The 19,946-nt window shown below is 68.8% G+C and carries 22 protein-coding genes; 13 read left to right on the top strand and 9 right to left on the bottom strand.

Annotated elements, in window-relative coordinates; translation table 11 throughout:
* Positions 1-53: 53 nt before the first annotated feature.
* On the top strand, positions 54-1,247 hold the full coding sequence (mct, locus tag HZS55_RS20010; protein ID WP_179909306.1) for a succinyl-CoA:mesaconate CoA-transferase: 1,194 nt from the start codon (positions 54-56) through the stop codon (positions 1,245-1,247).
* Between the two features lie 403 nt (positions 1,248-1,650).
* On the opposite strand, the gene HZS55_RS20015 is transcribed toward mct, so the two are convergent.
* The 3 genes from HZS55_RS20015 to HZS55_RS20025 form a co-directional block, all read right to left on the bottom strand.
* On the bottom strand, positions 1,651-2,313 hold the full coding sequence (locus HZS55_RS20015; protein WP_179909307.1) for a class I SAM-dependent methyltransferase: 663 nt from the start codon (positions 2,311-2,313) through the stop codon (positions 1,651-1,653).
* 3 nt (positions 2,314-2,316) lie between these two features.
* Entirely contained in the window at positions 2,317-3,351 is a 1,035-nt protein-coding gene (locus HZS55_RS20020; RefSeq protein ID WP_179909308.1) for a tyrosine--tRNA ligase, read from the bottom strand.
* Positions 3,352-3,488: 137 nt separating this feature from the next.
* On the bottom strand, positions 3,489-4,124 hold the full coding sequence (locus HZS55_RS20025; protein ID WP_179909309.1) for an IS6 family transposase: 636 nt from the start codon (positions 4,122-4,124) through the stop codon (positions 3,489-3,491).
* A 102-nt stretch (positions 4,125-4,226) separates the two neighbouring features.
* Between HZS55_RS20025 and HZS55_RS20030 the strand changes: the two genes are divergently transcribed.
* Entirely contained in the window at positions 4,227-5,681 is a 1,455-nt protein-coding gene (locus HZS55_RS20030) for an RAD55 family ATPase (RefSeq protein ID WP_179909310.1), read from the top strand.
* Positions 5,682-5,702: 21 nt separating this feature from the next.
* On the opposite strand, the gene HZS55_RS20035 is transcribed toward HZS55_RS20030, so the two are convergent.
* Positions 5,703-5,960, bottom strand: a complete 258-nt coding sequence (locus HZS55_RS20035; RefSeq protein ID WP_179909311.1) for an HAH_0734 family protein — start codon at positions 5,958-5,960, stop codon at positions 5,703-5,705.
* A gap of 199 nt (positions 5,961-6,159) precedes the next feature.
* Here HZS55_RS20035 and HZS55_RS20040 point away from each other — a divergent pair, with 199 nt between their 5' ends.
* The 7 genes from HZS55_RS20040 (at position 6,160) to HZS55_RS20070 (ending at position 9,963) form a co-directional block, all read left to right on the top strand.
* On the top strand, positions 6,160-6,882 hold the full coding sequence (locus HZS55_RS20040; RefSeq protein WP_179911934.1) for a potassium channel family protein: 723 nt from the start codon (positions 6,160-6,162) through the stop codon (positions 6,880-6,882).
* A gap of 139 nt (positions 6,883-7,021) precedes the next feature.
* Positions 7,022-7,306 carry a 50S ribosomal protein L44e gene (locus tag HZS55_RS20045; protein ID WP_006883878.1) on the top strand — a complete coding sequence of 95 codons (285 nt, stop codon included), beginning with the start codon at positions 7,022-7,024 and terminating at the stop codon, positions 7,304-7,306.
* A 2-nt stretch (positions 7,307-7,308) separates the two neighbouring features.
* Positions 7,309-7,482 (top strand): 30S ribosomal protein S27e, encoded by a 174-nt coding sequence (locus tag HZS55_RS20050; RefSeq protein WP_179909312.1) that lies wholly within the window; start codon positions 7,309-7,311, stop codon positions 7,480-7,482.
* Positions 7,482-8,282, top strand: a complete 801-nt coding sequence (locus tag HZS55_RS20055; RefSeq protein WP_179909313.1) for a translation initiation factor IF-2 subunit alpha — start codon at positions 7,482-7,484, stop codon at positions 8,280-8,282. The genes HZS55_RS20050 and HZS55_RS20055 overlap by 1 nt, the downstream gene beginning before the upstream one ends.
* Positions 8,283-8,323: 41 nt before the next feature.
* Positions 8,324-8,506 carry an RNA-protein complex protein Nop10 gene (locus HZS55_RS20060; protein WP_179909314.1) on the top strand — a complete coding sequence of 61 codons (183 nt, stop codon included), beginning with the start codon at positions 8,324-8,326 and terminating at the stop codon, positions 8,504-8,506.
* Between the two features lie 5 nt (positions 8,507-8,511).
* Positions 8,512-9,267, top strand: a complete 756-nt coding sequence (locus tag HZS55_RS20065; RefSeq protein ID WP_179909315.1) for a proteasome assembly chaperone family protein — start codon at positions 8,512-8,514, stop codon at positions 9,265-9,267.
* Between the two features lie 90 nt (positions 9,268-9,357).
* A complete protein-coding gene (locus HZS55_RS20070) occupies positions 9,358-9,963 on the top strand; it encodes a J domain-containing protein (protein WP_246308310.1) in 606 nt (201 codons plus the stop codon).
* 233 nt (positions 9,964-10,196) lie between these two features.
* Here the strand turns inward: HZS55_RS20070 and dnaK are convergent, their stop codons facing one another.
* Together dnaK and HZS55_RS20080 are read right to left on the bottom strand one after the other, a co-directional pair.
* Positions 10,197-12,107 (bottom strand): molecular chaperone DnaK, encoded by a 1,911-nt coding sequence (dnaK, locus tag HZS55_RS20075; RefSeq protein WP_179909316.1) that lies wholly within the window; start codon positions 12,105-12,107, stop codon positions 10,197-10,199.
* A 202-nt stretch (positions 12,108-12,309) separates the two neighbouring features.
* Positions 12,310-13,017, bottom strand: a complete 708-nt coding sequence (locus HZS55_RS20080) for a nucleotide exchange factor GrpE (RefSeq protein ID WP_179909317.1) — start codon at positions 13,015-13,017, stop codon at positions 12,310-12,312.
* A 139-nt stretch (positions 13,018-13,156) separates the two neighbouring features.
* On the opposite strand from HZS55_RS20080, the gene HZS55_RS20085 reads away from it, so the two are divergent.
* Positions 13,157-14,548 carry a DEAD/DEAH box helicase gene (locus HZS55_RS20085; RefSeq protein ID WP_179909318.1) on the top strand — a complete coding sequence of 464 codons (1,392 nt, stop codon included), beginning with the start codon at positions 13,157-13,159 and terminating at the stop codon, positions 14,546-14,548.
* A gap of 60 nt (positions 14,549-14,608) precedes the next feature.
* On the opposite strand, the gene HZS55_RS20090 is transcribed toward HZS55_RS20085, so the two are convergent.
* Positions 14,609-15,178 (bottom strand): hypothetical protein, encoded by a 570-nt coding sequence (locus HZS55_RS20090; RefSeq protein WP_179909319.1) that lies wholly within the window; start codon positions 15,176-15,178, stop codon positions 14,609-14,611.
* Between the two features lie 113 nt (positions 15,179-15,291).
* On the opposite strand from HZS55_RS20090, the gene HZS55_RS20095 reads away from it, so the two are divergent.
* Entirely contained in the window at positions 15,292-16,797 is a 1,506-nt protein-coding gene (locus HZS55_RS20095) for a DUF790 family protein (protein WP_179909320.1), read from the top strand.
* A 23-nt stretch (positions 16,798-16,820) separates the two neighbouring features.
* Here HZS55_RS20095 and HZS55_RS20100 read toward each other — a convergent pair whose 3' ends face one another.
* Together HZS55_RS20100 and HZS55_RS20105 are read right to left on the bottom strand one after the other, a co-directional pair.
* Positions 16,821-17,351 (bottom strand): DUF7122 family protein, encoded by a 531-nt coding sequence (locus HZS55_RS20100; protein ID WP_179909321.1) that lies wholly within the window; start codon positions 17,349-17,351, stop codon positions 16,821-16,823.
* Entirely contained in the window at positions 17,348-18,286 is a 939-nt protein-coding gene (locus HZS55_RS20105; protein WP_179909322.1) for an RsmB/NOP family class I SAM-dependent RNA methyltransferase, read from the bottom strand. The genes HZS55_RS20100 and HZS55_RS20105 overlap by 4 nt, the downstream gene beginning before the upstream one ends.
* A 129-nt stretch (positions 18,287-18,415) precedes the next feature.
* Here HZS55_RS20105 and HZS55_RS20110 point away from each other — a divergent pair, with 129 nt between their 5' ends.
* Together HZS55_RS20110 and HZS55_RS20115 are read left to right on the top strand one after the other, a co-directional pair.
* Positions 18,416-19,153, top strand: a complete 738-nt coding sequence (locus HZS55_RS20110) for a proteasome assembly chaperone family protein (protein WP_179909323.1) — start codon at positions 18,416-18,418, stop codon at positions 19,151-19,153.
* Between the two features lie 8 nt (positions 19,154-19,161).
* Positions 19,162-19,932: a LysE family translocator gene (locus HZS55_RS20115; protein ID WP_179909324.1), complete on the top strand. Its 771-nt coding sequence runs from the start codon at positions 19,162-19,164 to the stop codon at positions 19,930-19,932.
* Positions 19,933-19,946 lie beyond the last annotated feature (14 nt).

The following is a 19,946-nucleotide window of genomic DNA, read 5'->3' on the forward strand; positions in this document are numbered from 1 at the left end:
TATATAATTATTTATCAGGCAAGTTTATGCCCGGTGAGTTCGACGGGGGAGGTATGAGCGCACTGTCGGACCTGCGCGTGATCGACCTGACCCAGGTCCTGGCGGGCCCGTACTGCACGATGCTGCTGGCGGACATGGGCGCGGACGTGGTGAAGGTCGAGCGGCCGGGCGGGGACCTCATCAGGTCGAACCCGCCGTTCGTCGACGACCCCGAGGACGAGGCCTACGGCGGCTACTTCCAGAGCGTCAACCGCAACAAGCGCTCGCTGGAGCTCGACCTCGGCGATCCCGAGGACCGCGCCGACTTCCGCTCGCTGGTCGAGACCGCGGACGTGGTCGTCGAGAACTACCGCGCGGGCACGATGGAGCGATTCGACCTCGGCTACGAGCGGCTCCGCGAGCACAATCCCGAACTGATCTACTCGTCGATCCGGGGGTTCGGCGACCCGCGTACGGGGGAGACCGACCGACAGGGCCAGCCCTCTTTCGACCTCGTCGCGCAGGCGCTCGGCGGCGTCATGGAGATCACCGGCCAGCCCGACGGCCCGCCGACGAAGGTCGGCCCGGGCGTCGGCGACCTGTTCACCGCGGTGCTCAACGCCGTCGGGATCCTCGCCGCGGTCCACCACCGCGACCGCACCGGCGAGGGCCAGTACGTCGACACCGCCATGTACGACGCCATGGTGTCGCTGTGCGAGCGCACCGTCTACCAGTACTCCTACACCGGCGACGCGCCCACCCGCCGCGGCAACGCCCACCCCACCCTGTTCCCCTACAACGCCTTCGCCACGACCGACGGCCACGTCGTGATCGCCGCCTTCTCGGACGGCCACTGGCGCGCGCTCTGCGAGTCGATGGACCGCCCCGATTTGGCCGCCGACTACTCGACCGCCGGCGAGCGGCTGGCCGACCGGGACGCCCTCCGCGCCGAGATCGCCGACTGGACGCGTTCGCTGACTGCCGAGGGAGTCGTCGCCGCGCTCGACGGCGCGGTCCCCGCCGCGCCCGTGCAGGACACCAGCGACATCTTCGACGATCCGCACGTCCGCGCCCGCGACATGCTCGCCGAGGTCGACCAGCCCGGCGCCGAGGAGTCGGTCACCGTCGCCGGCAACCCGATCAAGCTCTCGGCGACCCCCACTACCGTCGAGCGCCGCGCCCCCCTGCTCGACGAACACCGCGACGAACTGCTCGACGCCACCCCGCGCGCCCCCGACGAGGGCGAGCAGGCCAGCGGCGACGACTGACGGAGACCCGGCGTCGAATCACTGATTCGATTTTGGACTGCGGTGGCGCGCGCTGTCGAGCGTGCCCGCCTTTTGGCGGGCCGCTCGAAATAGTCGTGCGAGGGATGAGCACCGCACGCCGCAGGCGCGCGGAGCGCAATCGGCTGGGGAGGCTCGTGGCTGTCGGCGGTGCTGTGCGGGCTGTGCTGGCCTGGCGGATTGAAAGGGCGAGGCCCGCTCGCGTTCAGTTTAGTCGTCTGAGCGGGCACTATCCGCGCGGGCGGTGCGGAGAGCGCGGATATCCCGCTCAGCGACCGCGAGCGGGTCGAGGGCTTTCATCGCCCGTGGTCGAGTACGATTTCAGTTCCACCTAGCGATCAGACCGAGAACTCGCATCGACCATCACGAGAGTCACCGACAGAAACTACGACTCGGGTCGAACGACGCCGTAACAGTTCCCGCTCGAAATCTCGAACTCCACCAGATCCAGCCCGCTCTCCGCGATATCGGCCCGAAATTCGTCGGGGTCGTAGATGTGGTAGAACCGATCGACACTCTCCCCACCCGGTAGCGTCCACTCGACGGTGGTATCGAACCCCTCGCTCTCGTCGAAGCGGTCGTGTTCGGTCGACCAGACGCCGACGAGCGCCCGGCCCCCACTACTCAGAACCCGAGCGAGTTCGTCGAGACTCGCCACCCGCAGATCTCGCGACGGCAGATGCGGCAGGGTCGCGACGTACACGCCCAGATCCACGCAACCGCTCCGAACCGGCAACGAACTCGCGTCGGCCTGCGCGAGCCCGTAGTCGAACCCGCGCTCGGCCGAGCGCTCGCTGGCCGTCGCGACCATCTCCCGACTCAGGTCCGCGCCCAGCGCCCGCTCGCAGCGCTCTGCGAGCAACTCCGTGTGCCGGCCGTTGCCACACCCAACGTCGAGGGCCACGGCGCCCGACCGGCCGTCGAGAAACGCCTCGACCTCGGGCCAGGGGTACTCGCGGGTCTTCGAGAAGTGCTCGGCGATGCGGTCGTAGGTCGCGCGGACCGACCCCGTAGACGGGCCGTCACCGTCCGATTCGTCGTCGGTCACTGCTCAGTCGTACTTCTCGGGGTAGGCCTCGGCGAGCAGTTCCGGCCGGTCGTCCAGCCGCTCGCGGATGGGGGCGACGACCTCGGAGATGGCCTCGCCGGCGGCCGGCTTCAGGTCCGCCGGGTGGAGTTCGCCGGAGACGAAGTCCGCCTCCAGCGCCTCGTACGAGTCGTAGGTCAGGTCGCCGCCGTACTCCTCGGGGCGCTCGACGACGAAGTCCTCGTCGCGCTCGTCGAGGATGGGGAAGACGAGGTACTCCATGTACTCCAGGACGCCGTTGTCCTCGCGCTCGCCGGCGGGGCAGTACGCCTGTTCGATCTTCTCGACGACCTCGTCGTGGCCGTCGTTGAGGTTGACCTTCGAGGACTCGTCGGACGCGGACATCTTGCCGCCCGAGAGGCCCGAGAGGAGCGGGGCGAACATGCAGACGGGCGCCTCGCCGCCGTGGTCGGGGAGGATCTCACGCGAGAGCATGTAGATGCCGCGCTGGTCGATGCCGCCGTAGGCCACGTCGGCGTCCAGCGCGTCGACGTCCAGCGTCTGCATGAGCGGGTACAGCAGCCCGCCCAGCTTGGGCGAGTCGGACTCGCGGACGACCTCGCTGCCGGCGCGCTGGGCGCGGCTGAGCGTCGTCTCGGCGGCCATCCGGTACATCTCCAGCGTGTACTCCTCGCCGAGCTGGAAGTCGCTGCCGCGGGCGAAGTCGATCCGGTCGGCGTCGGCGCCGGCGGCGTCGATCATCGCCTCGATGGTCGCCTCGTAGTAGGCCGAGCGAGCCTCCAGCAGGTCGAAGGGGCTCTTATTGTCGTCGAGGTGGGCGTGGAGGTCGGCGATCAGGACGGTCACGTCCATGCCGGCGCCGAGGAAGTCGGCGAGCTTGCGCATCGTCGTGAAGTGGCCGATGTGCATCTCGCCGGTCGGCGCGTAGCCGATGTACACCGAGGGGTCGCCGTCGTCGAATAACTCCTCGAGTTCCGATTCCTCGACGACCTCCGCCGTGTTGCGGGTCGCGAGTTCGAGTCGCTCGGCCGTGTCCATACCGAGTCGTCGCCCCGGCCGACAGTAAAGCGTTTCTTTCGGGTGAGGACGGCTATCACCGCCTCGATACGTTTTTCCGATGCGCCCGCGCTCGCGGCGCTCGCCGGCTCCGTCACACACCCTACTACTCATCGTGTTCAGATAAGCTGATTCCATGCGAAGCTGAACGATCTGAGCCAATCGTCGGCTGTTTCTGCTTCGGCATTGCTAAAACAGTTTGAGAAACATACAGTTCGTCGTTTTACTTCTCTAAAGACACGTTCAACAGCGTTCCGATTTCCATGTTTTTCGTATCTGAAATCGAAGCCATGTCGGTGACACGCAGCTTCTAACGATTTGGAGCCATCGATGAGAAACACGGCGTCGTCAACATCGTGTTTCTCGCTGAGTTCGGCGAGAAATGAATGGGCGAGAACCTTCGTTGTAGTTGGTCTTAGCTTTGTATGCAGCAGTTTGTTCGTTTCCGGATCGACAGCAGCGTACAGCCAATACTGCTCGTCGTTGAGTCGGATCACGGTCTCGTCAACCGCGACGTGATCCGGTGAGTGTCCACCTTCGGGCTGTAAATCAGCCTTGTGAACCCAATTATGAATAGTTGAGCGAGCACGTTTGACACCGAATACCTCAAGAATAGAAACAGTATTCGAAAGTGAGAGTCCAGCCAGATGCAACTGAATACTCAGCTTCATCAACAGTCGTGGTGTCGCTTCTCGCTCCACAAAATCTAAGTCGAATTGGTCGAGATTACCGCCGAGGCTAGCGTTTTCGGGCATGAATCACTCAGAAAACGCTACGCCTCACCCTTCAAACCTTATCTGAACACCGCGCTACTACTCTGCCAAATTGATTTAACCGAAGAGCGACATCATTGAACGATGGGCCTCTCGACTGGGTGCCGACGGCTGGACGAACTGCTCGGTGGCGGCGTGCCGGACGAGCGGAGCCTGCTGGTCTCGGGACCGCCGGGGACCGGCAAGACGACGCTCGGCATGCAGTTCCTCCAGGCGGGACTCGACCGGGGCGAGGAGTGTCTGTTCGTCAGCACGGAACAGACGGTCGGCGAACTCGAAGATACCTTCGAACCGTACCCGTTCGACCTCGACGCCGACGGGCTGACCGTGATCACCGTCCACTGCGAACCGGGCGACACGATGGAGCGGGACGACGACCTGGTCGTGCGTACGCTGGAGGGCGGCGACCGCGCCGTCACCGAGTGGTTCGACCTCCCCTTTACCCGGGAGAACGTGGTTCACTATCTCTCGGAGTACGGCCCGAAAGACCGCATCCTCCTCGATAGCCTCTCGGGGCTGCGACCGATCGCCGCCGACGAGGTGTCCTTCTGGCGGTCGACCTACGACCTGATCCGGCTGTTTTCCGACACCTTCGACGCCACGTCGCTACTGACCGCCGAGGACAGCGACACCGGCGACAGCGTCGCCAGCGAGCTGCTCCGGTACGCGACCCACGGCGTGATCGAGCTGTCGTCGGTCGAGCGCGCGAACCAGCGCCACACCTTCCTGCGCGTCGAGAAGCTCCGCGGGCGCGACCACGACACCCGGCGCCACAAGCTCGTCCTCGGCGAGGCGGGCGCGACCGTCCAGCCGACCCAGCGGACCCCGCCGAGCGACCTCCTCGACCACGACCATCTCTCGACCGGGATCGACGCCCTCGACGAACTGCTCGGCGGCGGGCTCGTCCGCGGCGGCTTCACGCTGCTCTCCCACGACGGGACGACAAGCTACTACACGATCAACGCGCAGATGCTCGCCACCGCCGTCGAGACGGGGATGGCGCTGTCGGTCGCGATCCCCGCCGAAGTCTCGTTGTCGCAACTCGACCGCTACTGGACCGACACCGACTGGAGCGTCGGGGACCTGCTCGACGCCGACCGGCTGTTCGTCCTCGAACTCGTCGCCAGCGACGGCTACGACCACCGGAACGTCCTGCGGTACGACGAGTCGGCCGACCGGGGCTGGGAACAACTGATGGAGGTGTCCTACGACCGCAGCGGCGACCGCCCGCTGTTCGCGTTCATCGACACCGAACCGCTGCTCGAACAGATCGCCCCCGAGCGCGCCCGGGAGGTGCGCTACCGGGCGGCGGCCAGCCACACCGACGACGACGACGTGGTCGTCTACGCGGTCAATCCGGCGATCCAGAACCAGTCGCTCGTCGAGTTCTTCGCCGACACGAGCAGCCAGACGATCCGGATCGAACGGGAAGAAGACGGCATCGAGTGGCTCACTCTCCGCAAGTCGCCGACCGGCTCCCCCGGGACGAGCAAGGTCGTCGCCTACGACGAGGAGCCGCCGTACGTCGACCTGGTGTAGCCGAGGCGCGGAGAACTGACCTCAGGCGCTCGCCTTCTCGACGACGTCGACCGCTTCGGCGTCGACCGCCTCGGTGTCGAGGAAGTTGGGGATGTAGTCGCGCCGCTGGTAGGTGTCACGCTCGTCTTCGCTGCCGACGGTACACCACAGCTGGGGGCGGTCGGGACCGTGCCAGTCGCCCTGGCGCGCGACGCCGAAGACGACCAGCTCCTCGCCGTCGACCGAGATGACGGCGTCCTTCCGGATGCCCGGGTCCCCGTGGACGATGAGCTTCTTCATACCCGGCGGTTCGGCGGAGGCGTACTTAGTGACTTCGAAGCCAACCGCCCCAGCGGCCCGAGCGCGCCCGATCCGGGGCCGGTCCGGCGCCTCCAAGGCCATAGGGGGCGTCCAAGGGGCCATAATGTGTTAAGGGAGAACGTATATCACTGCACGCGAGAGCCACGGAATCGTGGCGAGCGAGTACGTCCGAGCGCTGATGAGTCGTCCGCTGGCGCGCCGGGTCGGTCGCCCGGTCGCCGCGTTCGCGGCGCTGGTGGTCGCCGGCGTGGTCGGGTTCGCCGCCCTCGCGGGCGTCGGCGCCGTCGAGGCGCTGTTCTGGCTACTCGACCCGACGAGCATCGAGATATTCATCGAGTCTCACGATGCGCCGGCGCGCTCGCTCCGGGCGTTCGCGATCGTCGTCGAGTCGGGCCTGATCCTCTCGGGACTGTGGATCGGCGAGACGGTCGTCTCGGCGACCTTCGGCGGACAGATAGGAACGGAGCTCAGACAGATGCAGGTCGAACGAACCATCGAGAACACGGAACGGCACGTCGTCGTCTGCGGGTACGGCACCTTCGGCAAGACGATCGCACGACAGCTACGCGACCGGGACCGATCGGTCGTCGTGGTCGAGACGGGCGACGGCCAGTACGAGCGCGCCCTCGACGACGGGCTGCTGGCGGTCCGGGGCGACGCCCGCCGCGAGGAACTGCTCGTCGAAGCCGGCGCCGAGCGGGCCGACGCCGTCGTCGGCGCCGTCGACGACGCGAACGTCAACATCCAGGTCGCCATCACCGCCGGCGAACTCGCACCCGACGCGCGGGTCGTCGTCCGCGCCGGCGACGAGATGTACGAGTCCGTCGCCCGACGCGCGGGCGCCGACGAGGTGATAATCCCCGAGGTCGTCAGCGGCGAACAGGTGACCACGACGCTGTGAACGGTCTCGACGACGGTCGTATCGTGCGCATCGGTCCCACACGGAGCCGGGCGCGAACCGGCGATCTCGGGCGATCGGCCGGTCCGAACCAAACGGGTTTTAAGCGGGGATGACCAAGCCGTCCGCAAGGTCGATATCTATGGAGATGCCACGCCGATTTAACACGTACTGTCCGCACTGCGACGAGCACAACGAACACGAGGTCGAGCGCGTTCGGAGCGGTCGCACCTCGGGGATGACGAAGGTCAACGGGCGCCAGGCCGAGCGGACGCGCTCGGGCTACGGGAACGCGGGCAAGTTCTCGAAGGTTCCCTCCGGCGGGAAGCCGACCCAGAAGACCGACCTCAAGTACCGCTGTTCCGACTGCGGCAAAGCCCACCTCCGCGAGGGATGGCGCGCCGGCAAACTGGACCTTCAGGACTAACGATGGCAGGAAACTTCTTCAGCGTCGCGTGTCCGGACTGTGAGAACGAACAGATCGTCTTCGGCAAGGCCGCGACCGAGGTCGCCTGCGAGGTCTGCGGGCACACCCTCGCCCGCCCGACCGGCGGCAAAGCGACCATCGAGGGTGAGGTACTCGAGACCGTCGAGGCACGATAATGAAATACAGCGGCTGGCCCGACCCCGGTGAACTCGTGGTCGGACGCGTCGACGAGATCGAGGACTTCGGCGTCTTCGTCGACCTCCAGGAGTACGAGGACAAGCGCGGCCTCTGTCACATCAGCGAGGTCGCCTCCGGCTGGATCAAGAACGTCCGCGACCACGTCTCCGAAGGACAGACGGTCGTCGCGAAGGTGCTCGACATCGACGAGGGGTCCCAGCAGATCGACCTCTCGATCAAGGACGTCAACGACCACCAGCGCAAGGACAAGATCCAGGAGTGGAAAAACGAGCAGAAGGCCGACAACTGGATGCTGCTGGCGTTCGGCGAGGACGTCGACGACGAGACCTACGCCGCCATCGCCAACGACCTGTTGGCCGCCTTCGGCTCGATGTACGAGGGCTTCGAGGAGGCCGCGATCCACGGCGAGGAAGCGCTCGAGGAGACCGACCTCGACGACGACGAGGTCGAGGCCATCGTCGAGACGGCCCGCGAGAACGTCTCGGTGCCCTACGTCAACGTCACCGGCTACGTCACGCTGGAGTGCGCCAGCGGCGACGGCGTCGACGTGGTCAAGGAGGCCCTGCAGGCCGCCGAGGGCAACGGCGAGATCCCCGAGGAAGTGGAGTTGGAGGTCACCTACGTCGGTTCGCCGGAGTACCGCATCCAGGTACGGGCGCCCGACTACAAGACCGCCGAGTCCCACCTCGAAGAGAGCGCCGACCGCGCCGTCGACGTCGTCGGCGGCCACGGCGGGTCGGGTCGCTACCACCGCGACCGCGAGGTCGAGGCGGAGTAACCGTCGCCGGTCGCCGCGTCGGCGACTCCCGGCCCCTTCCCATGAAATCCGACATTCTCGTCTGTTCGGCGTGGCGCTCGGCGCACGAGCGGCCGCGCTACACGCTCGAGGGGACCTGCCCCGACTGCGGCGCCGAGGCGGTCAACTCCGCGCCGGCGCCGTTCTCGCCGGAAGACAACTACGGGGAGTATCGACGCGCACTTAAGCAGCGGCGCCGCGACTAGGGCCCATGGACGAATTCGAACGCGAAGCGCTGGGGGACGTGGATCTCGACGACCCCGTACTGGTCGAGGGACTACCCGGCGTGGGCCACGTCGGCAAGCTCGCCGTCGAGCACCTCCTCGAAGAGATCGAGAGCGAGCTCGTCGAGCGCGTCCACTCGACGCACTTCCCGCCGCAGGTCAGCGTCGACGACGGTCGCACGGAGCTGGCCGGCGCCGAGTTCCACGCCGTCCGCCCCGAGGACGGCCGCGACATGCTCGTGCTCACCGGCGACCACCAGGCACAGGACAACACCGGCCACTACGGCCTGACCGAGACGTTCCTCGACGTCGCCGACGACCACGGCGTCTCCCGCGCGTTCGCCCTGGGCGGCGTCCCGACGGGCGAACTCATCGAGGAGTACTCCGTGCTGGGCGCCGCGACCACCGACGAGGTCGTCGACGACCTCGAAGACGTGGGCGTCGAGTTCCGCGAGGACGAGCCCGCGGGCGGTATCGTCGGCGTCAGCGGCCTCCTGCTCGGTCTGGGCGAGCGCCGAGGCTTCGAGGCGGCCTGTCTGATGGGCGAGACCAGCGGCTACCTCGTCGACCCCAAGAGCGCACAGGCCGTCCTCGAAGTGCTCCAGGAGGTCGTCGACTTCGAGGTCGACTACGCCTCCCTGGAGGAGCGAGCCGACGAGATGGAGGAGGTCGTCCGCAAGATCCAGGAGATGGACCAGGGGACGCCCGCGGCCTCCGACGAGGACCTGCGCTACATCGGCTGACCGCGACCGGCCTCACCCTCTTTGCCCGTTCGACACGGCCGCCGGTCCGCTGGCGAGACTTTGATAGTGGAGCGACGCCAACGCTCGCCCGTGGTACTCGACGCGCTGTTCGGGCTGCCCCACTGGTTGGTCGTCGGTCTCGCGCTCGGCGTCGCCAGCAGCGTCCTCGCGGCCTGCCTGTTCGTCGCCGCGAACCGACTCTATCCCTCCCGGCAGGCCCGTCGCCGGCGGAACGACGGCGAACACCGCCGCCGCGCGGAACTGCGCGAGTACCTCGACGCCATCGACGAGTCGTACGCCGAGAGCCACTTCGTCGAGGGTCAGCACGTCGCCTTCTATCTCCCCGAGCGAGACGTGGCGATCACCTTCGACGCCCAGGCGTACTACCGCATCGAGCGGTCGCCGACCGTCCCGGTGCTGGTCGAACACGAGATGCCCGGCGTCCACCTCGGCGACCGCCTCCCGTTCGACGTGCCCGAGGTGGAGTTCGGCCCCGACGAGGCCGACGAGGAGCGCGTCGACCCCGCCGTCGCCGCCTTCTCCGAACTGGGCGTCCCCACCTCGGCCAGCCTGGAGGAGGTCAAGGCCGCCTACCGGCAGAAGGTCAAGGAGGTCCACCCCGACCAGGGTGGCGACGAGGACGAGTTCAAGCGCGTCCGCGAGGCCTACACGACCGCGAAACAGCACGCCGGCTGAGCGCCGTCCGCCGACCGACCTCCCCGGCGGGGTTCGCCCGGACGCCACGGTCGCTGAAACCCCTGCAGTTGCGGTCTCGGCGGCTCTCCGAACGAGCGACCACGCGGCTATCGAGCGACGGGAGCGTCGTCGCGCCTCCTCGTCGAAGGGAAAAAGCTCGCTTCGCTCGCCGTTTCAGACGCCGATAGACTCCCCGCGGTCGCCCATCGAGCGGACGACTCGGACTCCTCGTTCTACTCCTCGTCGTCTTCGTCGACGTCTTCGAAGTCGGCGTCGACGTACTCCTCGCCTTGGCCGCCGGCACCGGCAGCGCCGCCCGCGCCGCCCGGACCGGCGCCGCCCATGCCACCGGCACCGGCCGCGCCCGCCGCGCCGCCCGCGCCGGCCGCACCCTCTGCGGCCTGGTCCTGATACATCTGCTTGCCGATCTCCTGCAGCGCCTCTGCGAGGGCTTCGGTCGCTTCCTTGTAGTCCTCGGTGTCGGCGTCCTCGTCCTCGAGGACTTCCTGTACCTCGTCGATCTCGGCCTCGATGTCCTCGACGAGTTCCTCGTCGACCTCCTCCTCGTTCTCCTCCAGCAGCGTCTCGGCGCGCTGGATCGTGCTCTCGGCCTCGTTGCGGGCCTCGATGCGCTCGCGGCGCTGCTCGTCCTCCTCGGCGTGCTCCTCGGCCTCCTGCTGCATCTCCTCGATCTGGTCGTCGGAGAGGCCGGCGCCGCCCTCGATGGTGATGTTCTCCTCGTTGCCCGACCCCTTGTCCTCCGCGGAGACGTTGACGATGCCGTTCTCGTCGATGTTGAACGACACCTCGATCTGCGGGGTGCCGGCGGGCGCCGGCGGGATACCCGAGAGCGCGAACTCACCGAGCAGTTCGTTCTCGTTGGCGATCTCGCGTTCGCCCTGGAAGACGCGGATCTGGACCTGCGTCTGGTTGTCCGCCGCAGTGGTGAAGATCTTCGACTCCTCGGTCGGAATGGTCGTGTTCTTCTCGATGAGCCGCTCGAACAGACCGCCCTTGACCTCGACGCCCAGCGACAGCGGCGTCACGTCGAGCAGGACGATGTCGTCCACGTCGCCGCTGAGGACGCCGCCCTGGATCGCCGCGCCCAGCGAGACCGCCTCGTCGGGGTTGACGTTCTTCTTGGGCTCCTGGCCGGTCATCTCCTCGACGCGCTCCTGGACCTGCGGCATCCGCGTGGAGCCGCCGACGAGGATGACCTCGTCGATGTCGCTCTGGCCGTAGCCGGCGTCTTCGAGCGCCTGCTCCGTCGGGCCGACCGTCCGCTCGATGAGGTCCTCGGTGAGCGACTCGAACTTCGCCCGAGTGAGCTTCTCCTCCAGATCGAGGGGCCCGTCGTCGGTCGTCGTGATGAACGGCAGGTCGATGCGGGTCTCCTTGCGGTTGGAGAGCTCGATCTTCGCCTCCTCGGCGGCCTCGGTGAGCCGCTGGAGCGCCTGGCGGTCCTCGCGCAGGTCGATGCCGTGCTCGTCGTGGAACTGCTCGGCGAGGTAGTCGATGATCGCGTGGTCCCAGTCGTCGCCACCGAGGTCGTTATCACCGTTGGTCGCGACGACCTCGTAGACGCCGCCGCCCAGATCGAGGATGGACACGTCGAAGGTGCCCCCGCCGAGGTCGTAGACGAGGACGGTCTGGTCGGACTCGTCGTCGAGGCCGTAGGCCATCGCGGCCGCGGTCGGCTCGTTGACGATGCGCTCGACCTCGAAGCCGGCGATCTCGCCGGCGTCCTTCGTCGCCTGGCGCTGGCGGTCGTTGAAATAGGCCGGGACGGTGATCACGGCCTTCTCGACGTCGTCGCCGAGGTACTCCTCGGCGTCCCGTTTGATCTTCTGGAGGATCATCGCCGAGACCTGCTCGGGCGTGTACTCCTCCCCTTCGAGTTCGACCGTGTAGTCGTCCTCGCCCATGTGACGCTTGATGGACTGGACGGTCTCGTCGGGGTTCTTGACGGCCTGGTTCTTCGCGGGCTTGCCGACGAGACGCTCGCCCTCGTCGAACGCGACGACCGAGGGTGTCGTCCGCTCGCCCTCCGAGTTGACGATGATCTCGGGGTCGCCCCCTTCCATGACCGCGAACGCACTGTTCGTGGTCCCGAGGTCGATTCCGAGAATCTTGTTGCTCGCCATCTTACCCGTCTATACCCGATTGTGCCGGTTAAAAGTTGCTAGACGCGACCGACGGGGACCCGCTACAGACGCCCGCAAACGGCCGATCTGTGGCCGACCCGGTGACGGCGACCGGTGCCTATAAATCCAACCGCAATACCAGTACAAGAGCGACGAACGATCAGCAGAGAGACAGGTGCGCGGCCCCTTCCGCTACTCGTCGCTACCCGTCGCTGACGGTGACCTGCGCCTCGCGGAGCACCTTGTCGGCCATGACGTAGCCGGGGCGGTGAACATCCGCGATGGCCCCCTCGGGCTGGTCGGAGTCGACGCGGACCAGGACTTCGTGGCGGTGCGGGTCCACGTCCTGACCGGGTTCAGGTTCGATCACGTCGACGTTCTCCTGATCGAGCACGTCGTCGAACGACCGCAGCGTCGACTCGACGCCGCCGCGGATGTCGGTGTCCTCGTCCTGTTCGAGCGCGCGCTTCAGGTTGTCGCGCACGTCGAGCAGGCGAGTGACCAGGTCCTCGGTGGCGCGCTCGCGCTCCTCCTCGCGCCGTTTCTCCATCCGCTTCTTGAAGTTCTGGAACTCCGCCTGTTTGCGCTTGAGCTTCTCCGCCAGGTCGTCGAGTTCCTCGTCGCGCGCGTCGAGTTGGTCCTCCAGACCGTCGACGCGGCTCCGCAGTGCCGCGAGTTCGTGGGCGACCGACTCGGGGTCGGACTCCGCGACGCGGTCGACCAGCTCCTCGTCGACGGTGACCTCGTCGTCGCCCGTCGCTTCGCTGCTGGCGTCGCCGTCGCCCGCCTCGTCGGGGTCGATGACCTCGTCGGGCTGCACGGGCTCGCCGCTCGCGTCCCCCTCCTGCTCGGTCGCGCCTGGCTGCTCCTCTGCGGCCTCAGCGGGGTCGGACGCGTCCTGCTCGCTCATACCCGTAGGCAGTCGCCGCGTCGACAAAAGGGTTGAGAATCCGACCGACGACGGGGGTCGCGAACGCCGAACGGCCGCCCCGACATCGGCCGACCACGCCCCGCACCGCTTAACTCCCGTCCCCCGATACCTCTCGGCAGTGACCGCCCGGCTCGTCTACGAGGAGGGAACCGTCCGGATCACCGGCAGCGACGCGCTCGACGACGTGCCGTTCGTCGAACGGGACGCCCGCTCGAAGACACGGCGGGCGCCCGGTCATCGCTACGTCGACCTCCGCGCTGCGCTGGACGAACGGGAGATCGCCTACGAGGACCGCGTGTTCGACCTCCCGACCCTCGACCTGAGCTCGACGTACGAACTCCGCGAGTACCAGCGCGAGGCGCTGGACGACTGGGAGGCCGCGGACCGCCGGGGCGTCCTCGCGAGCCACGCGAGTGAGGGCTCGCGACAGCTCGCCTGTCGCGGTGTGCTCGAACTCCCGACCGGGAGCGGGAAGACCGTCATCGGTATCGCGGCGATGGAATCCCTCGGAACGCCGACGCTCGTCGTCGTCCCCACTATCGACCTGCTCGAACAGTGGCGCCGGGAACTCGAACGGGAGTTCGACCGCGAGGTGGGACAGCTCGGCGGCGGCGAGCAACGGCTCGCCGACGTGACCGTCTCGACGTACGACTCGGCGTACCTCCGGGCGGACGAACTCGGCGACCGCTTCGGCCTCGTCGTCTTCGACGAGGTCCACCACCTCGGCGGCGAGGGGTACCGCGACATCGCCCGCCTGCTCGCCGCGCCCGCCCGCATGGGCCTCACGGCCACCTTCGAGCGCCCCGACGGCGCTCACGAGGCGGTCGAGGAACTCGTCGGCCCGCTCGTCCACCGCGTCGCCGTCGACGAACTCGCCGGCGAGCACCTCGCCGACTACGACATCAAGCGCCTGGAGGTCGACCTGACGCCCGAGGAGCGCGAGGTGTACGAGCGCCACCAGGAGACGTTCACCGACTACCTCGCGAGTTCGGGCATCCAGATGCGCAGCGGCAGCGACTACCAGGAACTCGTCAAGCGCTCGGGGAGCGACCCGCGCGCCAGGGACGCCCTGCTCGCCAAGCAGCGCGCCCGCGAGGTGATGATGAACGCCGACGAGAAGGTCGACCGGCTCGAAACCCTGCTCGACCGCCACCGCGACGACCGCGTCATCGTCTTCACCGCCCACACCGACCTCGTGTATCGCCTCTCCGAACGCTTCCTGATCCCGGCGATCACCCACGAGACGAGCGCGGACGAGCGCCGCGAGATTCTGGAGCGGTTCCGCTCGGGGGAGTACTCCCGGGTCGTGACGGCGAACGTCCTCGACGAGGGGGTCGACGTGCCCGACGCGAACGTCGCCGTCGTCCTCTCGGGCAGCGGGAGCGAGCGGGAGTTCACACAGCGCCTCGGCCGGATCTTGCGCCCGAAGGACGACGGTCAGCGTGCGCTACTCTACGAGATCGTCACCGAGGAGACGGCGGAAGAACGGGTGGCGCGGCGACGGCGGTGACCGACGACGGGCCGGCGGTGGGACTGCCAGCGGTGGGCGGGACGGACCGCCAGCGACCGCCTACTCGACCGAACCGGTCGACGTGTCGGTCGCCGTCGATCCCGAACCGGTCGGCGTGTCGGTCGACCCGGTGTCGGTCGCGAACGGGGTCGGCGAGTCCGTCGGTGTCGCCCCGTCGCCGGGATAGGGCGTAACCGTCCCTTCGGGGATCGGCGTCTCGGGCGGGCCGGGGTCGAACGAGACGGAGAATCCGGTCAGCTCGGCCTCCGGAACGGGGAAGCGGATCTCGAACTGCCCGCTCGCTTCGGACTGGAGGACGACGTGCCGAGCGGGAGTGAAGGTCCTGTCGCCGGCCTCGACGGTGACGGTCATCACCGCCTCGCGAGCGACGCCGGCGCGGTTCCGGACCGTCAGCTCGACCACCAGATCGCCGTCTTCGCCGGGCCGGAACGCCCGCTCGGGGACGACGAACGGCTGTCGATCCGGCGTCGGTTCGGGGTCGTCCGCGGGCGTGGCGATCCCCTCCGGCGGTTCGGGGGCTGTCGCCGGCACCTCCCGGTTGGCCGTACAGCCCGCGCCCGCCCCCGCCGCGAGGGCGGCCAGCCCGCGCAGGACCGTCCGTCGTTGCATACTGCTTCCCCGGGTGCGGTCCGGTAAGAATCTTCTCGTCACGAACGCCGCGCCCGCTCCCGACCCGGCGCACTCCCGTCGCGCTTATACCGGTCGCCGGCCGAGTCGCGGGTGTGCTGACGAAGGACCTGTTGCGCGTCTCGCGGGCCGGCGGCGGCTTCCACCCGCAGTTCGTCGGCGACGAGCGCCGCGACCTCGCGGCCCGCGTCCTCGGCGTCTACCAGGGACACGTCGACCACTCCCGCTCGGAACTCGACGACGCGCTGACCGACCTCGAACGCGAGGCCGACGACTTCAAGCTCGTCCGCGGGTTCGCCAAGCTCCTCGATCGGGAGGCCCGCTTCGAGGTCCGCGCACCGGTCGAACCGCGCCGCGCCCGCGAGGCCGCCTTCGCCGCGAGCGAGACCGTCGGCGTGGTCACCGCCGACGACCGCGAGCGAGCGCTCCGACGGGCCGCCGACCGCCTCGACGCCGACCCCGACGACGTGGCCGACGCGCTCTACGCCGACCTCGACGACCGGGAAGTCCTCGCGGAAATCGACCCGCGCTGGGACCCGGCCGAGCTGGTCGCCCAGTACAACCTCTCGCTGGCTCAAACGGCGATCTTCGACGCGACCGAGGTCCGGGTCCGCTCCAGCGACCCCAAGGCGCTCGTCTCGGCGGTCAAGCGCCTGCGACTCATGTACGAGGTCCGGACGACCGACGCCGGCCGCGAGGTGGTCGTCACCGGCCCGGACGCCCTCTTCCGCAGCACGCGCCGCTACGGCACCCGCTTCGCCCGCCTGCTGCGCACCGTCGCGAAGGCCGACGAGTGGCGCCTGACCGCCACCGTCGACGACCGCGGCACCGAGCGGGAGATGACCCTGACCGACGCGGACGTGTCTGTGCCGGGCGTCGAGCCCGTGACCGAGGTGAGCTACGACAGCGGCGTCGAGGCCGACTTCGCGACCCGCTTCGAGTCGCTGGGGCTGGACTGGGACCTCGTCCGGGAGCCCGAACCGCTGGAGGCCGGCGCCAGCGTCGCCATCCCAGACTTCGCCTTCGACTACCGCCACGCCGACTTCCGGGTGTTCTTCGAGATCATGGGCTTCTGGACGCCCGAGTACGTCGAGAAGAAGCTCTCGCAGTTGGACGCCATCGACGACGTGGAGCTGCTCGTCGCCGTCGACGAGAGCCTCGGCGCCGGCGAGGCCATCGAAGCCCGCGACCACCGGGCGATTCCCTACTCCGGGACGGTCCGCATCAAGGACGTGCGCGACGCCCTCCGGCGCTACGAGGACGAACTCGTCGCCGAGAGTGCCGCCGCGCTGCCCGACGAACTGGTCCCCGACGCCGACGTGGTGACCATCCAGTCGCTGGCCGCCGAACGCGGCGTCAGCGAGAGCGCCGTCGAAGGAAAGTCGTTCCCCGACCACGAGCGCGTCGGCCGGACGCTCGTTCGCCCGGCGGTGCTGGACGCCCTCGGCGACCGGATCGGGGCTGGGATGACGCTCGGCGACGCCGAGGCGGTCCTCGACGAGTACGGCATCGACGACGCCAGCGCGCTCCTCTCGGTGCTGGGCTATCGCGTCGAGTGGGAGGGGCTCGGTGGCGGGACCGTCCGCGAGCGCGAGGCGTAGCACGCGGCGGTGCCGTTCGGTCCCTACAGCTCCCGGCGACGACCCTTCGGGACCTGCGAGCGGAGTTCGCCGTGGACGTAGAGGCCGACGCCGACCGGTTCGGGCTCGCCCGCAACGTCGGTCGTGACGATCAGGTAGCCCCAGTCGCCGTCCCAGTCGAGTTCCTGGTCGTCGCCGGCGACGAACGCGGCGGCTTCCTCGCGGGAGAGGTGAACGACGCAGTCGTCGGCCGCGTCGCCGAACCGCTGGACCGCCTCCAGCGTCGGCTTCCAGTGTTCGCGACGGGTCCGCAGGAACGCGAGTCCCAGGCCCTCGATGGCGACCGGCGAGGCCACGTCGTCGGCGAACGCCCAGATCTTGCCCGAGCCGCGCTCCCAGAACGTGTGCCCGTCGAAAGCCTCGGGCGGAACGCCGAACCGCTCGGCCCACCAGTCGAGCACCTCCTCGCGGGTGGGGCGGCCCTCGACGACCCGCTCGTCGGCGGTCGCGGGGAGGCGGTCGAACCGCGTCCCGTCGTTGTCGCGAGTCGACCCGCTTTCGGGATCGTCGCTCATTCGGCGGTCACCTCCAGCTTCGCACAGAAGAAGCCGCCCGTGTCGTTGTGGTGGGGGTAGATGCGCTTGGCCCGTTCGACCGAGTCGTCGAAGCGCTCGCCCTGCCACTCGGTGACGCCGGGGGCCGATTCGAGCGGGAGGTCGAACTCCACGAGTTCGCAGGACTCCTCGGCCAGCGCGTGGTCGAGGACGGCCTCGTTCTCCTCGGGCGCGAACGTGCAGGTGGAGTAGACGACGGTCCCCCCCTCCCTCGTCGTCTGGATCGCGCGGCGGAGCACGCCCTTTTGGACGCCCGAGATGCCCTCGACGTGGTCGAGCTCCCAGTCGTCCAGCGCGTCGGGGTTCTTGCGGATGGTCCCCTCGCAGGAACACGGCACGTCCACCAAGGCCCGGTCGTAGGGCGCGCCCTCGGTGCCTTCGTCGGAATCCGGTCCGCGGAAGGGTTTGAGCGAGTGGTTCCGCGCGTCCTCGTGGGTGACGGCGACGTTCGTGGCGCCGGCGCGCTCGGCGTTCGACCGGAGCGCGGAGATCCGGCCGAGGTTGTTGTCGGTCGCGACCAGCAGGCCACGGTCGTCCATCAGCGCGGCGAGCTGGGTGGTCTTGCTCCCGGGCGCGGCGCAGGCGTCCCAGACCCGCTCGCCGGGCTCCGGATCGAGCACTTCGGCGGGGACCGCCGAAACCTCCTCCTGGCCGTGGATCCACCCGAGCACGTACGGCCAGTTGGTCCCCGGCTGGTCCTCCGGGAGCGCGAACAGCCCGTCGTGCCACCCGACGGGTTCGTGGGCGATATCGGACTCCTCGAGGGCGTCGCGAGCCCGTTCGACGGTCGTCTTCAGCGTGTTGACGCGGACGACCGACGGGAGCGGCCGCTCGCAGGCCGCGCGGAAGGCGTCGAAATCGTCCACGAGCGACTCGTAGCGCTCCAGTACGTCCATTGGCGCCCCTTTCGCTGTCGCCCGTGTTAACCCTCTCGGCTCGGGGGCGAAGGGCCGACGCCGCCGGCACCGATCGCCGCCCCGTCGTCCGCGCTCGGTTTTATGCCGCTGGCAGCCGGGGTAGCCGGTATGGCCCACGTCCAGGTACACCGCGAGGACATCGAGCTCGACGAGCCGACGCTGATCGAGGGGCTACCCGGCGTCGGCCTCGTCGGCAAGATCGCCGCGGACCACCTCGTCGACGCGCTCGACATGACCTACTACGCCTCCTGTCGCTGTGAGGGGTTGCCCGAGGTCGCCGTCTTCGGCGAGGACGACCCGACCTACGAGCCGCCGGTCCGGATATACGCCGACGAGGAGCGCGACCTCCTGGCGCTCCAGAGCGACGTGCCGGTCTCGCCGAGCGTCGCCGACGACTTCGCGGCCTGCCTGACGCGCTGGCTCGGCGAGCGCGACGCGACCGCGCTGTACGTCTCCGGGCTCCCCGCCGAGAAGGAGGGTGTCCCGAGCCTCTACGGCGTCGCGAACGGCGAGGCGACCCGCCTGCTGGACGAACACGGCATCGCGCCGCCCGGCGAGAGCGGCGTCATCAGCGGGCCGACCGGCGCGCTGCTGTACGAGGCCGACCGGACCGACCTCGACGCCCTCGGCCTCGTGGTGGAGGCGAACCGGAACTTCCCGGACCCCGAGGCCGCCCGGGTCGTCCTCCTCGACGGCGTCGGCCCCGTCGCCGGCGTCGACGTCGACACCGACCACCTCGTCGAACAGGCCGAGGAGATCAGTCAGGCCCGCGAGAACCTCGCCAAGCGGATGCAGGAGAGCGACGAGGAGAGTTCGAGAGCCCAGCCGTTGGGCATGTACCAGTAGCGACTCCGATGAGCGTCGCGACCGCCGCGGGCACCTTCGGCGTCGGCGTCGTCTTCGGCCTCGCGTTAGCGGCACCGCCGGGACCGATGAACGCCGTCATCGCCGAGGAGAGCGTCCTCCGCGGATGGCTGGCCGGCTTCACCGCCGGCCTGGGCGCGATGACCGCCGACTTCGTCTTCTTCGTCCTGTCGCTGGCGGGCGTCGTCGCCTTCCTCGAAGGCGCCGAGACCGTCCGCGCGGCGATGGTCGGCGCCGGCGGCCTGCTGATGCTGTACTTCGCCGTCGGCGCCGTGCGGGACGCGGGCGAGGCGCGAAGCGCCTCGGACAGTCGAGCGGACGGAGTCCGCGAGACGAGCGCGGACTTCCTCTCCGGGGACCCCGGCCCCGGCGACGAAGGCGCCACCGGCCCGGACGCCGATTCCCGCGGATTCACGAAGGCGTTCGTCCTCGCGCTGACCAACCCCTACCAGATCGTCTTCTGGCTGACCGTCGGCGTCGGCCTGCTCGAACCGGGGACCGTCGACGTGTTGTCGTATCTCCCGGCGGTCGGCGAGGAGCTCGCCGGCGCGCTCGTCGTGCGGACGGGGAACCCGGCGCTGCTGGCGGGGCTGTTCGGCGGCATCGCCGTCTGGATCACGGGCTTCCCGGCGGCGCTGGTGGGCGTCGGCCGCCGGGTCGACGCGTTCGCGCCCGCCGCCGCGGTCGCCTCGGCGCTGGTGTTGGCGGGGTTCGGCGTCACCTTCTGCTGGACGGCGGCGCGGACGCTGGCCGGCCTCTGAGGGGCAGTCGACCG

It is taken from the genome of Halosimplex rubrum, assembly GCF_013415885.1.
Classification (GTDB): Archaea; Halobacteriota; Halobacteria; order Halobacteriales; family Haloarculaceae; genus Halosimplex; species Halosimplex rubrum.